This window comes from Streptomyces sp. NPDC050617 (assembly GCF_040654795.1).
Lineage (GTDB): Bacteria > Actinomycetota > Actinomycetes > Streptomycetales > Streptomycetaceae > Streptomyces.
Window position 1 is genome coordinate 90,782 of record NZ_JBFAIS010000024.1, and the last position, 13,516, is coordinate 104,297.

Sequence of the window (13,516 nt, forward strand, 5' to 3'; positions counted from 1 at the left end):
GGGTCACCTCTCCTTCTGCAGTACGGACAGGGCGGCGATCAGTTCGGACTGGTGCTCCGGTGCGACGTCGAGCGCGTCCAGGGGCGCGAGTCGCAGGTCCCGTTCCGTGTCGAGGACGCGGGCGAGGCAGTCGTCGAGCAGTTCGCCGCCGCGGTCGCGCAGCCGCAGGGCGCATTGCGCGCCCAGTGTCTCGGCGAGCGTCTCGCCGGCCGTACGGGCGCGACGGCCGCCCAGGAGCGCGGCAGCGAGCAGGGCGGCGACTTGTTCGGGGTCGGTCGCGGCGGGCCGCTCGGCGGCGCGTACCTCGTCCTCCGCGGTCTCCTCCAGGCACCGCCGCCAGCGCCGGACGGCGACGCCGACGCGGTCCGCGGCGCCGCGGGGGTCGCGGGGCGCGAGCGCGGAGGAGGCCGCGGCGGCCCTCTTGGGGAGCGTTCCGGCCTGCCCCGCCCCCACTGCTTCCTCTACGTGTTCGTCCGCGGCGGCGGCAGCGCAGCACAGTAGCGCGGCGAGGGATTCGGTGAGGGCTGCGAGGAGCTCTCCGGGGGCGCTGTCCCGGGGGTGGCCGCGCCAGTGGGTCAGCGCGTCGCCCGCGAGCGTCTCGCCGGCTGCGATCTCCCGCCGCACCCGTTCGCCGGCCGCCTCGTACGCCTTCTCGACGCGCTGCATCAGCCGTACGGCGGCCGCGTGCTGTGCGGCGGAGGCCCCGGCGAGGGCGGGCATCCGGGACCGCAGCGAGGCGACGACCCCGGCGGCGGTGCGGGCCGCGGCCGCCGTACGGGCCTCGGGGTCCTGGGCGCGGTGGGTGAGCCAGGCGCGGAGCGCGGCCACGGCGGTGGCCGGCAGCAGCCCGCTGCCGCCGCCCGCGGACTCGGGGAGCTCGGGGATCGTGAAGCGGGGTACGGAGCCGAGCCCGGCCGCCGCCAGCATCGCCGCGTACTGCCGCGACACGTCGGCCGCCACCTGGTGCGGCACCCGGTCCAGGACGGTGACGAGGGTGACGTCGTACTCCTTGGCGGTGCGCAGCAGGTGCCAGGGCACGGCGTCCGCGTACCGGGTGGCCGTGGTGACGAGCACCCAGATGTCGGCGGCGCAGATCAGCTCGGCGGCGAGCTCGCGGTTGCGGGCGACGAGGGAGTCGATGTCGGGGGCGTCGAGGAGGGCGAGGCCGCGGGGCAGGGCGGCGTCGGTCTCGATGCGGAGCGCGGGCGGCGCGCCGACCTCCTCGTACGCGCCATCGCCATCGCCATCGCCGTCACCGCCGTCGTACGGCTCCGGCTCCCGCCGCCGCCCTTCCCCTCGCCCATAGGGGCCTGCCGCGTCCTGCGCGGGCATCCAGACCCGGCTCAGCTGCGGCAGCACCCGCAGCCCCGCGAACCAGTGGTGGTCGTCGGGGTGGCACACCAGTACGGGCGTACGCGTGGTCGGTCGCAACACTCCGGCCGCCGTGACCCGCCGCCCGACGAGCGAGTTGACGAGAGTGGACTTCCCGGCTCCCGTGGAGCCCCCGACGACGGCGAGCAGCGGCGCTTCGGGGGCGCGCAGCCGGGGCACCAGGTAGTCGTCGAGCTGCGCCAACAGCTCGACACGGCTGAGGCGCGCGCGGGCCGCGCCTGGAAGGGGGAGCGGGAAGCGTGCGGCGTCTACACGGTCACGCAGTGCGGACAGCGCGTCGAGCAGTCGGGGCCGTACGTCCAAGGTCGCCACATGTGCAGAATGCCCAATTTCGTTGGGTTTTTGAAGCGTATGGCCATCGGTGCGCGAGGCGTGGCGAGTGGGGCTCAGGCATAACGAGTGCACAACACCCGCCGCCTGAGGCGTGAAAAACGATGCAGAATTCGTACCTGCCTGCGATTATCGGGACCGCTTCACCGAACCTCCACAACGTGTCACGGAGGTGAAGCAACCGGGACGAGGTGCACGAAGCCCTATCCTTGTCCCCGGCAAGGTCACGGCACCACCGAGCCCGGGGCTTCAGCTGTCCGAGACCGTCATACCGGCCCCCGTAGCTCAGTGGATAGAGCAGGCGCCTTCTAAGCGCTTGGCCGCAGGTTCGAGTCCTGCCGGGGGCGCAACAACCCCCTCACCTGGGAAAATACCGGTGAGGGTGTGTGAGCGCCGTAAGTACGTCACCTATAGGCCAAGCGCTTCGAACGCTTACGACCGCAGCCGAGTCATGGCGGAGTGCGCAACCACTTTCCCCGCTTCAAAGCCAGACACCCCGAACCGGACACAGGTTCGATGCTGGATACGCACCCACGTTGCGCACCAAGGGATCCCGCCGAAGTAGCGGGGACGAGGAAGGCATAGCTACACATACCGACCTCAAGCCCAACCAACGCCATCAGCGCTTCAGCGAGACCCCAGAGTTGCGTGGATGCTGAGGCTCGACCGTCAGTGGAGAGCGGGGCGTGGGCGTTGGGGCGGGGCGTTGTCAGTGGGGGGCGGCATGATGCGTTGTGTTGTCCGGGCCGTGGGGGTGCGGTCGGTTGTCGCTTCGGTCGAGGGGGTCGGGTGAGGACATTGTTCAGTGGTGAGGCGTTCGTCCACTACGGGCAGATCTACGTGGAAAGTGGTCCGGACTGGTGCATGCCTGAACTCGAAGAAGCGTTCGCGGGGCAGGAGGCCGGGTTGTGCGGGGCGGGCGAGCCGGGGGCGCTGTGGTTGATGACCGGACTGCACACGGGGAATGTCGGGTTCACCGTCGAGTGGCACGAGGGGGAGCCGCCGTTGGACAGCTCGTGGGAGGAGGCCGTCGAGGTTTCCTTCCGGCCGCTGTCATCGCAGGCCGCGCTGGTGCAATGGGCGGGGGAGGACTCCTGGGACCTCGACCTCCAGGAGATCGACTATCGCGTTCGGTACTGCGCCACCGGCATGGATGAGGCGCGGGAGGCGGAAGCCGGGCTGGACGAGGGACCCGCGGTGGTGGACCGGTACCTGCTCCAGTTCTGGCCGAGCCCGCCGGGACCTGCGCGGCTCGTGAGGCAGACCTCCAGCAGCGCTGCCTATTGGCACGAGTACGCGCGGGAACTGCCTCCGCCCCCGACGCCGGAGGAACGGGCGGAGGCGGAGCGTGCTGCTCGGCTGGAGGCCGAGAGGGAGCGGGTGGCGGCGGAGAAGGCGGCGTGGGGCGGTTGGCTGCCCAGTGAGAACCTTCGTCGAGTGGGCGGCAATGTGCGGCGCCTGGTGGAATTCGACGCCGGCCTGGTGCACGCGATCGATACGGCGGGCGGCGACCGTCAGCGTGCGGTCGCCCGGCTGGCTGCTCGACGGGCCTACGACGTGGCCGGCCTGGCTGAGCTCGACTGGGCTGCCCCTGCGCTTGCCGCTCTCGACCAGGGGCGGCCGTTGCCCGCGCCTTTCGACGATCGTGAGCGCGTCTGGGACCTCATCAACACCGACGAGCGAGTTCCGCAGAGGACTGTGCGGCGGGCGGTGCCTCCGGGGCAGGAGGCACCTTCGCGGCCGTCTGGTTCGCACGGCTTCGAGTATCTGATGGGCTCGCTGAAGACGCATGCCATCGCGCTGGCGTCGTCGACAGGTGGGCCGGGGACGGCTCCGCCGGTTCGGATGTCGCAGCCGCACATGGCTGTTCCCGCTCTCCTCGCCGCCGCGGAACCCGACCCGCTCCCAGCGGCGCTTGAAACTGTCTACGCCGCTGTCACCGCTTACGGCGAGGACTACCGCCGTCTGCTCGACGAGGTGTGGGCCGTGGCCCGGGGAGATTGAGTTCAGCGTACGGACGCCAGGTCGGCTGCGAGTTCGGCGCGCCAGTGCGGTGTGCTGCGGGCGTACTGGATCGGTTGGGCGGCGGCCCGTGGGGGCAGCTGTATCAGGTTTTGTAGTGCGTCGGCCGCGGCCTTGCGGCGCCACCAGGTCAGCTCCTCGCTGCGGTTCAGCGTCGGCTGCTCGCCGCGCCTGCCCCCTCCCCCGCCGTATCTCCCGCCGAAGTTGAGGCGCTGAATGGCCTGGGTTTCCGCGAGTACGGTGCGCAGCCGCATATCCAGCGGGGAGCCGTCCGTGAGCGGCCCCGTCCAGCCGCGGTCAAGGTCGTCCAGCGCTTGGCCCACTTCCGGATATACGGTCAGGCCGTTCTCGTCCGCGAGGCGCCTTACTTGCTTGGCCAGTGCGCACCTCAGCTGTTCGTCGGAGAACCCGGCGATGATGTCGGCCAGGTCCCCTGCGGGAGAGGAATCGCCTCGCGGGTCGTCCAGGAACGGCAGGATGTGGGCCGTGGTCAGGGGGCCGTTCAGAGCTTGGTCGTCGAGGTCGACTCCGACTTCGACGCGCAGCATGCCGCGCAGAGCATCGAGGCGTTGCTGTTGCGTGGTGGAGGGGCCGGAGAAAGTCAGCCCGGCGCGTTCCTGGGCGGCTTGGAGGAGGTCCTCGCGCATCTCCCGGCCGAGCAGATTGGTTCCGAGTTCACTGACGATCTTCCCGTCGTCGAAGATGTGCATCCGGATATCGGCTATCTGAAGGGACACGGCCCGCGTGCCCGCCGACAGTCTCCGCAGGGTTTCTTCGCGCATGCCGTACCCGGAATGCGCGATGGGGTCCTGCCACTCTTCGGCGGCGAAGACCCATGAGCCGCCCGTCGCCCGGCCGATCCGTATGACGGGCACGCAGCGCCGCTCCACAGCTGCTACCGCTTCGTCGCGGTGCCAGGTGTTCGGCGCTTCGTCCAACGCGCCGAAGCGGCAGAGGAGTTCATCCTCGTCGATGCCGTGAACAAAGGTCAGGCAGGTGTAGCGGTACGTCCCGTCCTGGCGGGTGTTATGCCACGGCCCTGGGAGGGGATCGCGTTCGACTTCGAGTTCGGGCTCTGCAACGGCAGCCGCCCTGATCGCCAGTAGCGATCGCGGGTCGGGGTGCGGTTCCTCGCGGTCTCTGTTGTCGTGCTCCCAGAGCAGTTCTCCATTGAATGCGATGGGGACGCGTCCGTCGAGTGCGCGCCCGGACTCCAGGCAGGCCGCTACTTCTTCCAAGTAGGCGCCCAGCGAGGGCGCTCGGCCGAAACTCACGCCGTCGCATTCGCCGAACCAGCCGATGCCGCCGAAGGTTTCGCCGGGTCGGCAGTCCATGACCATGCCGTTGACGTCGTCATCGGTGATGAAGAGGTAGTCGTGATGCCAGTAGTCGTCATGCTCCTCGCCGTCACGGTCCAAGTCGGCCAGGAATTCGCGCATCATCAGCGTGCGTTCACAGATGCCGGCCGGCCCCATCGGCGCCCCGCCCGGAAGGCTGAAGGAACCGCCCACTCCCCGGCACAGGAGGGAGGCGACCAATTCCTCAGGGAAGGGCACGCCGAGTTTCCGCACTGCCTCTTCGATCTCCTCCGGCTGGACCTGTTCACAACCGGCATGTGCGTTACGGGTGTTGTCCCGCAGCCAGTTCCCCACCCGGTCCCAGGCGGCTTCCACTCGTCGCTTTCCCATGCTCGTCCCCACGCCCCTCATCCCACGCGCCCCTCAGCCCTCAACACTGCTGCGGTGATGATCGCCGGAGCGCTGGCGGACGGCCGCGGCACCCGGCCCCGGTCCCAGCCCCGGCACGATGCCACACGGATCCGCTGGGTCGCGGTCTGGATTTCTCGCCCCACCCATGATTACTCTCTGCAATGTCCGGGCAGGATCACCCACGGCTGGGACGGGACGGGGGCCAGTGAGGGGCTCCCCGCTCTGACGTGCTGAGTTTATGCCCTTGAGGGTCACTCGTGGGCATGGTGTTCGCCGGGGGATCTAGCGCTTCACATCCCCCATGTGCGTCACTTTGTGTAGCGGGTGGATCCGCCACCCGTGCGAATCGGAAGGTGACCGTGATGAGCGGGACGCTGCACATCGAAACCGCCGACGTCTACGAGACCCCCCTGCTGGCCGAGGCCGGCGACTTCGCCGAACTCACCCAGGGCCGCGGGTACGACTGGCCCGAGGGCGGTGGCACGCGGCGCGGCTGGTGGTAGCCGAGCCGGTGCCTCGGTAGCCGTCGGTTGAGGCGCGGGTGCCGGTGTGCGGCCGCTTCGGCGGTACGGATCATCGGCGCCCGTCTCCTGAGCGGGGCGCACCGAAGGCCATGGGCCGAAGGCCGTGTGAGCACACGGCACGCGTAGTGGTGGGGATGCGGGCAGCGGGGCGCCGGGGGTGTCCGGGGAGGAGTGGAGACGTGTCGAATACGGCATCGGGGTGCTGGTTCGTAGTACTTCCGGACGCGGAATTTCCGCCCGGTCTGCTGGCGCGGTTGCGGGGCCGGGCCGCCGACGAGGTGGATCATCCGTCGGGACGGCCGTGGCTGCTGGGTTCCTGGGCGGCTGAGGACATGGCGCTGGCGCGGGCCGGGGGCCGGCTGTTGGCCCTGTTCGGCGAGGCGTCGGCGAGCGCCGCCGTGCTGAGGGTCCGGCTGAAGAAGGTGCGGGGCCTCACGGACCTGGAGGGTGCGCTGGCCGGCGTGTACGGCAGCTTCCATGTGGCGGCGTCCTTGGCGGGACATGGGTACGTACGCGGGAGCGCTTCGGGGGCCCGGCGGCTCTACCGGGCGGACATCGGCGGGGTGACGGTGTGCGCGGACCGCGCCCGAACCCTGGCCTGGCTCATCGGCGCGCGGCCGGACACCGCGCGCGTCGCCGCCCACCTGGCCTTCCCCCAGCTGCCGCACCCGCTGGCCGGGGCGTCGATGTGGACCGGCGTGGAGGCCGTGAGTCCGGGGGACGCCCTGTGTACGGAACCGGACGGAAGGGGGCGTACGGCCGGGTGGTGGCAGGCGCCGCCCGCTGAACTGCCGCTCGACGAGGGCGCGCGGGCGCTGCGCGACGCCCTGCGGGAGGCCGTCGCCCTGCGGGTGCGGCCGGGCCAAGTGCTGGGGGCCGACCTGTCCGGCGGCATGGACTCCACCTCCCTGTGCTTCCTGGCCGCCGAGTCCGGTGCGTCCCTGGTCACCGCGACCCTGCACTGGAGCGCCCCGGGCAACGAGGACCGGGAGTACGCGCGTTACGCCGCCGAGCGGCTGCCCGGCGCCGAGCCCCTGGAGTTCGTGCCCGAGGATCTGCCCGCCTGCTTCACCGGACTCGACGAACCCCGCCACCCGCTGGAGGAGCCCAACTGCCTTCTGCGCGACCGGGCCGTCCAGCAGCGCCTGGCGGGCGAGTTGCGCAGCTGGGGCGCTGTGCTGCGACTGTCGGGGCACGGCGGCGACCACGTGGTGGTGCCGCCCGTGTCCTACCTCCACACGCTGCTGCGGCGCAGCCCGCGCGCCGCGCTGCGTCAGACGGCCGGGTTCAAGGCGCGCGGGCGCTGGCCGCTCGCCGCCACCGCGCGCATGCTGCTGGGCCACCGCTCGTACCCCGCCTGGCTCACCACGGCCCGGAGCCGCCTGCGCGAGGCCGCTCCGACCGGCGGAGCCCCTGAGGTATGGGGGCCGTACCCGCGCCTACCGGTCTGGGCGAGCGCGCAGACCGCCGAGCAGTTCGCGGCGCTCCTCGGCCAAGCGGCCGAGCGGGACCTGCCGTTGGCGGCGGAACCGGGCCGGCACGCCTGGATCCACCAGATGCGCGAAGCCGGGCGCGTCGCCACGCTGCTCCACGAGGCCGGCGCCGAGGCGGGGCTGCCCACCCACAGCCCGTTCTGCGACGACGCCGTACTCGACGCCTGCCTGGCCGTACGCCCCGAGGACGCGGGGAGTCCCTGGTCGTACAAACCGCTGCTGGCCGCCGCGATGGACGGCCTGGTCCCCGAACGCCTCCTGGACCGCACCTCGAAGGACCACTGCAGCGCCGAATGGCACCGCGGCCTCAAGACCCACCGCCGCCACCTCGCCGCCTGGGCCGACACCTCCCTCCTGACCGCCGCCGGCATCACCGACCCGCACGCCCTGCGGCAGGCCCTGCTCAGCCCCGGCCTGAACACGGGCGGCGCCGCCGAACTGGAGAGCACGCTGGGCGCGGAGGCGTGGCTGCGCGAGGTGGCCGCCCATCCCGAGCCCGCCTATCTCGCCCCTCGCCACCACCAAGAGGAGCCTTCCGTTGACACAGCTGCGCACTGACGTCGCCTGCTGTCCCACCGAGGACGGCATGGTCCTGCTCGACGAACGCGACGGCCGCTACTGGCAGCTCAACGCCACCGGGGCCACCATCGTCCAAGCCCTGCTGAAGGGCGCCACTCCACAGCAGATCGCCGACGGGCTCGCCGCCGCCCGGCCCGTCACCCCGGAGCACGCGCACGCCGATGTCACCGCCCTCATCGACCACCTCACGCGCACCGGTCTGGTGGTGACGGACTCGTGAGCCAGGTCCTCGACACCGGGCCGCGCCGCCCGCCCCCGGTCCGCCGCCTCGCCGCCCGTACCGCCGTCGGCGCGGCCCGGCTGCTGGCCCATCTGCCGCCCCGGCGGCTGCGCGCCGTCCTCCGCGCCGTGCGGCGGGGCGCGGCGCCCGCGGACTACGCCACCGCGCTGCGGGCCCGCCAGGACGTGACCGCGGTCAGCGTCCTGTGCTCCGGGCGGTACTGCCTCCAGCGCTCGCTGGCCACGGCGCTGCTGTGTCGCCTCGGCGGCACCTGGCCCACTTGGTGTACGGGCGTACGTACGCCGCCCTTCGCCGCGCACGCCTGGGTCGAGGCGGACGGCCGGCGCGTCGGCGAACCCGAGGAGGCCGCCACCTACCGCACCCTGCTCACCGTTCCTCCGAGGTGACCGGCGGGTTCCGCATAGTTCGCAGAAGGGAGGAGAACGAGGTCTCGCGGCGACTATCCGGCGAGTGGGGGTTTTGCCGGTGATGTTCCGTATAGGGCGGGTACCAAGGGTGGGGACGGAGGAAAGGAGTTCCCACCATGCCGCGAGCCACCCAACGCGAAATCGTCCGCGACCTGCTCGACGAACACGGCCGCACGTTCGCCCACGAGGCGGGCATCCGGCTCCGGAACACGCCGCAGCCGCTCTACCGGCTGCTCGTGCTCTCCGTACTGCTCAGCGCCCGCATCCGCCACAGCATCGCCGTCGACACCGCGCGGGCGCTGTACGAGGCGGGGCTGCGCGATCCTCGACGGATGGCCGAGGCCAGTTGGCAGGAGCGGGTGGACGCCCTGGGGAAGGGCGGTTACCGACGCTATGACGAGAGCACCGCGACGCAGCTCGGGGACGGCGCGGAGGTGCTGAGGGAGGAGTACAAGGGGGACCTGCGCCGGCTGCGGGACGCCGCGGACGGGGACGTCGCCGAGCTGCGGCGGCGGCTGCGCAAAGTGCCGGGGCTCGGCCCCGTGGGCGCGGACATCTTTCTGCGCGAGGCCCAGGGCGTCTGGCCCGAGGCGGCGCCCTACCTGGACGCCAAGGCTCTGCAGGGTGCGCGCCGCCTCGGGCTGCCGGACAGTTCGAAGGCCCTCGCCCGGCTGGTGGGCGACGGCGACCCGGCCGTCTTCGCCGCCGCGCTGGTGCGCGTGGCCTTGCAGAAGTGACGGCGGGGCGGGGCGTCCGGCACCGCGGGGAATCCGGCCGCGGCGACGTGCGGTGCGGGTGCATGTCTGGGCTGAGGGCGGGTACGCGGGTGGCTTCCCGTCCTGTGCGGTGTTCGCCCAGGACCGCTCCCCGACCCCCTACGCGATGACAGGACATTCCCATGAACACGCCCATGGATCTCCCCTCCGGCAACGGCCTCTCCCCCGCCCAGCAGGCGCTCAACGCCCTCAACGAGAACGCCCAGGACGTGGCGGCGCTGGACGCGCTGGCCGAGAGCGACGTACTGATCCCCGTTCCCGATGAGCTGAGCGACGCGCAGGAACCCGACTCCGGGGACGTGGTCCTGCCGATCATGGAGCAGCCGGGCGGGGCGCAGCTGGTGCCCGTATTCACCTCGGAGCTGCGCATGGCCGAACTGCTGCCGTCCATCTCCCGTTACCGGATGGTGCCGCTCGGCACGCTCGCCGAGCAGTGGCCCGCCGGAGAGCTCTCGCTGGCCATCGACGCGAGTTCGCCCGGCGGCCTGACCCTCGACGCCCAGGGTGTACGGACCTTGCTCGCCCGGCCGCACGGCTGAACGGCTGCCCGCGGCCGCACGGCTGAACCCGCACGGCTGGGTATAGGGCTGAACCCGCGCGGTCGGCGTGCGGGGCTGTCTCCTGGGCTGGCGGCCGGACGCACGCGTACGCGGCCGAGAGCCCGACGGGGCGGGGCCGGGGTGCGCCCCGACCCCGCCCCGCTCCGTCTCGCGTTCCGCTACTGGTCGGGCCCGGCGCCCGTCTCCGGGGCCGGGCGGGTGCGGCGGGAGGTGAGGAGGGCCAGGAGCCGGGCCATGGCTCCCGGTCGGCGCGCGGCTGCCGAGGCGAGTGCTTCCTCAGCCGGCCCGACTCGGGGAACTGCTTCGGGATCCGTCCCGGAATCGGCCGTGGATTTGGAGACGACCCCGGCCGTAGGCCCGGATGCAGGAACGGCTACGGGATCGGCCGCAGGCCCGGAGACGAATCCGGCTGCGGGTCCGGAGACGTGTCCAGGTGCGGGCTCGGGCTCCGCCTCCGGATGCGCCGCCGAACTCCGCTCCGGATGCGCCGCCGAACTCGCCTCCGGATTCGCCTCCGGATTCGGCTCCGGACGCGGCTCCGGATTCGGCTCTGAGTTTTCCTCGGGCTCGGGTCGCGAAGGGGGAGGTGGTGTGGGGGAAGCGGGGCGGTGGGTCAGATAGGACTGGGCGCGCAGATAGCCGTCCAGTCGGCGCCAGGGGTCGGTGGGCATGCTGCCTCTTCTGCTCTCGTACCTGTCGAACCGAGGGGCAGGCGGCTTCTCCGTCCGTACGGGACGGGCGGGGCCGCGGTCCTCTCAGCAGCGCAGGACGACGCAGCGGGCGTGGACGGCCGGGTTAGCGGCCCGGTCAGGGCGGGGCGCCGCGCCGGATCGCGGCGAAGCGGGCGCGTGGCCGCGCCGGTCTGCGGGGCGGGGGGCGGTCCGGCGGCCGGCGCGGCCGGGGCAGGCGGCGCGGCGCTGCCCGTCCGCGCACGTGGCGCACTCGTCGGTGAACCGCTCGGCCTCCACCACCGCGGCGGCGGGTTGCGCCGGGCCGGTGGCGGCGGCGCGCGCCGCCAGGGGCTCCGCGCCGCACAGCGCGAGCAGTGCGGCGATCAGCGCGGCGGCGGCAGCTCGCGCGGCGGACCGCCACACAGGTCCACCCCACCCAGTCATGCACCAAGAGTAGTCACGCGATTACCCTTGGCGCGCTCCTTCGAATGGGGGAGAACACCCACGACGAGACCCGCCAGGGCCGCGACGACGCCCACGGCGGCCACAGCGGGCCAGCCACCGCGCCCCCAGGCCACCGAGCCCGCGAGCGAGCCGATGGCGATGCCCAGGAAGCGGAGGGTGAAGTAGAGGGTGTTGAGGCGGTTGTGGGCGGACTTGTCCAGCGTGAACAGGGAGGTCTGGCAGACGACCTGGCTGCCCCAGACGCCGATGTCGAGGACGACGACTCCGGCGATCAGCCAGGTCAGGTGCGTACCGCCGGGCAGCAGCAGCAACCAGCCCGCGATCACGGTGACGATGAGGGTGGCCATCCCCAGGCGCGGGCCGAGGCGGTCGGCGAGCCGTCCGGCGGCCGGCGAGGCGAGCGCGCTGGCGGCGGCGACCAGGCCGAAGAGGCCGACCTCCGTGGAGCCGTAGTGGTAGTCCTGTTCGAGCAGGAAGGTCAGGGCGGTCCAGAACGCGCCGAACGCGATACCCACCAGCCCGCCGGAGATGGTGACCCGCCGGATCAGCGGGTGGGACGCGAACAGCCGGGGCAGCGACGCCAGCGTCGTGCGGTAGCTGACGGTGCTGATGGGCGGCGCCGCGGGGAGTACGCGCCAGAGTACGCAGGTGAGCAGCAGCGTGAGCGCGCACGAGCACCAGTAGACGGCGCGCCAGCCGGCCAGTTCGGCGAACGATCCGGAGTACGCGCGCGAGGCCAGTACGCCGATCAGCAGTCCGCCCTGGATGGTGCCCACGACCCGGCCCCGGCGCTGGTCGCCGGCGAGCGCGACGGCCAGCGGCGCGACCAGCTGCGGGATCGGGGAGAGCAGGCCGACCAGGAAGCTCGCGATGATCAGCCACCACGCCGTGGGCGCCACGGCGGACGCGGCCAGGGCGACGGTGGAGGCGGCTCCGAGGCGGAGGATCAGGCGGCGCCGGTCGTGGCTGTCGCCGGCCGGGACCATCAGCAGGATTCCGGCCGCGTAGCCGAACTGGGTGGCCGTGGGAACGGCCCCGAGCGCCTCGGGGCTCACGTGCAGGTCCGCGGCGGCCGACCCCAGCAGCGGCTGGTTGAGGTAGACGTTGGCCGCGGTGACCGCGCTGGTGACGGCCAGCAGCACGGTCAGGGGGCGGGTGAGCCGGCCGGGCTCCTCGGTCAGGTCGGCCAGGTCGGCGGTGTCCGTCGCGTCAGCCATGACGGGTCACCACCTGCCCGTACGTCGCGGGGTGCGCGTACGGGAAAGGCACGGCGTGCGCGTGCGTGCGCGGCACGAGCGGTACGGAGCGTGCGTATGTGGTCTTACGGGCCGGGCTGGTGCGAGCCGGGGCGGCGGGGGGCGCCGGGGCCGGCCGGCTCTCGTTCGAGGTCTCCATCACGTGGGTCCACGCTATGGCGGCCCCCGCCTGACATGCTTTCGCTGCTACGCCATCACCTATCGAGAGTGCGCCAATGTACGGGAAGAGCGAGGACCGCGACGACTACCAGCAGGTCCCGCGGCCGTTGGCGGCCATGGCGCGCGATCTCCCCGACGGCCACCACATCCCCGCGCACCGGCACCGGCGCGCGCAGTTGATCTACGGTACGACGGGCGCGATCACCGTCGTCACCGGTCACGGCACCTGGGTGGTGCCCGCGACGCGCGGGGTGTGGGTGCCGCCCGGCGTCACCCACACCATGAGCTGTACGGGCGCGGTGCGGATGCGCACCCTCTACATCGAGCCGTCCGCGGCCACCGCCCTGCCCACCGAGCCGACCGTCGTCTCCGTCTCGCCGCTGCTGCGCGAGCTCATCGACGAAGCCGCCCGGCTCCCCGTCGAGTACGCGCCGGACGGGCGCGACGGCCAGGTCATGGCGCTGCTGCTGACCGAACTCGCCCCGCGCCCCGTGCCGGCCCTGCATCTGCCCGCCCCCGACGACCCGGAGCTCGACGGGCTCTGTTCGGCGATCCAGCGGGACCCCGGCGGCCACTGGACGACCGCCACCGCCGCCGCCCACGCGCATCTGAGCCCGCGCAGCCTCCAGCGCCGGTTCGCCGCCGCCACGGGCATGTCGCTGACCCACTGGGTGCAGCAGGCGCGGCTGATCCACGCCGTCATCCTGCTGGCCCGCGGCCTCCCGGTGACGGCCATCGCCGCGGAGCTCGGCTACGCCACGCCCAGCGCCTTCACCGCCATGTTCCGCCGGGCGCTCGGGACCTCGCCCACCGCGTACTTCGCCGACCAGCGGGAAGCGCGGTCGTAGGCGCGTACAGCCGGGTAGCCGGGTAGCCGGGTAGCCGACCGAGTACCGCCCGAACGCCACCGCGCATCAGGGCCTCGCACGGCA

12 protein-coding genes and 1 tRNA gene are annotated in these 13,516 nt (G+C 72.5%); 9 read left to right on the forward strand and 4 right to left on the reverse strand.

Features of this window, described 5'->3' with window-relative positions; all coding sequences use genetic code 11:
* Positions 1 to 3: 3 nt before the first annotated feature.
* Positions 4 to 1,695, reverse strand: coding sequence for a dynamin family protein (locus tag AB0I49_RS27860; protein WP_363229891.1), 1,692 nt, complete (start codon positions 1,693 to 1,695; stop codon positions 4 to 6).
* Between the two features lie 301 nt (positions 1,696 to 1,996).
* Here AB0I49_RS27860 and AB0I49_RS27865 point away from each other — a divergent pair.
* Positions 1,997 to 2,069: transfer RNA gene (locus AB0I49_RS27865), tRNA-Arg, on the forward strand.
* Positions 2,070 to 2,511: 442 nt separating this feature from the next.
* Positions 2,512 to 3,726, forward strand: coding sequence for a hypothetical protein (locus AB0I49_RS27870; RefSeq protein WP_363229858.1), 1,215 nt, complete (start codon positions 2,512 to 2,514; stop codon positions 3,724 to 3,726).
* Positions 3,727 to 3,728: 2 nt separating this feature from the next.
* On the opposite strand, the gene AB0I49_RS27875 is transcribed toward AB0I49_RS27870, so the two are convergent.
* The gene (locus AB0I49_RS27875) at positions 3,729 to 5,396 is read right to left on the reverse strand and encodes an SMI1/KNR4 family protein (RefSeq protein WP_363229859.1); all 1,668 of its coding nucleotides are present in this window, start codon (positions 5,394 to 5,396) and stop codon (positions 3,729 to 3,731) included.
* 419 nt (positions 5,397 to 5,815) lie between these two features.
* Here AB0I49_RS27875 and AB0I49_RS27880 point away from each other — a divergent pair, with 419 nt between their 5' ends.
* From AB0I49_RS27880 to AB0I49_RS27905, 6 genes are all read left to right on the forward strand, one after another.
* Positions 5,816 to 5,956, forward strand: a complete 141-nt coding sequence (locus AB0I49_RS27880; RefSeq protein ID WP_363229860.1) for a lasso RiPP family leader peptide-containing protein — start codon at positions 5,816 to 5,818, stop codon at positions 5,954 to 5,956.
* 200 nt (positions 5,957 to 6,156) lie between these two features.
* Complete coding sequence (locus tag AB0I49_RS27885) at positions 6,157 to 8,028, forward strand: asparagine synthase-related protein (RefSeq protein ID WP_363229861.1); 1,872 nt, start codon at positions 6,157 to 6,159, stop codon at positions 8,026 to 8,028.
* Positions 8,009 to 8,269, forward strand: a complete 261-nt coding sequence (locus AB0I49_RS27890; RefSeq protein ID WP_363229862.1) for a lasso peptide biosynthesis PqqD family chaperone — start codon at positions 8,009 to 8,011, stop codon at positions 8,267 to 8,269. Before AB0I49_RS27885 ends, AB0I49_RS27890 begins: the two co-directional genes overlap by 20 nt.
* Positions 8,266 to 8,676, forward strand: a complete 411-nt coding sequence (locus AB0I49_RS27895; RefSeq protein WP_363229863.1) for a lasso peptide biosynthesis B2 protein — start codon at positions 8,266 to 8,268, stop codon at positions 8,674 to 8,676. Before AB0I49_RS27890 ends, AB0I49_RS27895 begins: the two co-directional genes overlap by 4 nt.
* 137 nt (positions 8,677 to 8,813) lie before the next feature.
* The gene (locus tag AB0I49_RS27900) at positions 8,814 to 9,434 is read left to right on the forward strand and encodes an endonuclease (protein WP_363229864.1); all 621 of its coding nucleotides are present in this window, start codon (positions 8,814 to 8,816) and stop codon (positions 9,432 to 9,434) included.
* Positions 9,435 to 9,595: 161 nt separating this feature from the next.
* Positions 9,596 to 10,012 (forward strand): SseB family protein, encoded by a 417-nt coding sequence (locus AB0I49_RS27905; protein ID WP_363229865.1) that lies wholly within the window; start codon positions 9,596 to 9,598, stop codon positions 10,010 to 10,012.
* Positions 10,013 to 10,788: 776 nt separating this feature from the next.
* Here the strand turns inward: AB0I49_RS27905 and AB0I49_RS27910 are convergent.
* Both AB0I49_RS27910 and AB0I49_RS27915 read right to left on the reverse strand, forming a co-directional pair.
* Entirely contained in the window at positions 10,789 to 11,148 is a 360-nt protein-coding gene (locus AB0I49_RS27910) for a hypothetical protein (protein ID WP_363229866.1), read from the reverse strand.
* Positions 11,145 to 12,386 carry an MFS transporter gene (locus AB0I49_RS27915; RefSeq protein ID WP_363229867.1) on the reverse strand — a complete coding sequence of 414 codons (1,242 nt, stop codon included), beginning with the start codon at positions 12,384 to 12,386 and terminating at the stop codon, positions 11,145 to 11,147. Before AB0I49_RS27915 ends, AB0I49_RS27910 begins: the two co-directional genes overlap by 4 nt.
* Before the next feature lie 254 nt (positions 12,387 to 12,640).
* On the opposite strand from AB0I49_RS27915, the gene AB0I49_RS27920 reads away from it, so the two are divergent.
* The gene (locus AB0I49_RS27920; protein WP_363229868.1) at positions 12,641 to 13,432 is read left to right on the forward strand and encodes a helix-turn-helix transcriptional regulator; all 792 of its coding nucleotides are present in this window, start codon (positions 12,641 to 12,643) and stop codon (positions 13,430 to 13,432) included.
* Positions 13,433 to 13,516: the final 84 nt, after the last annotated feature.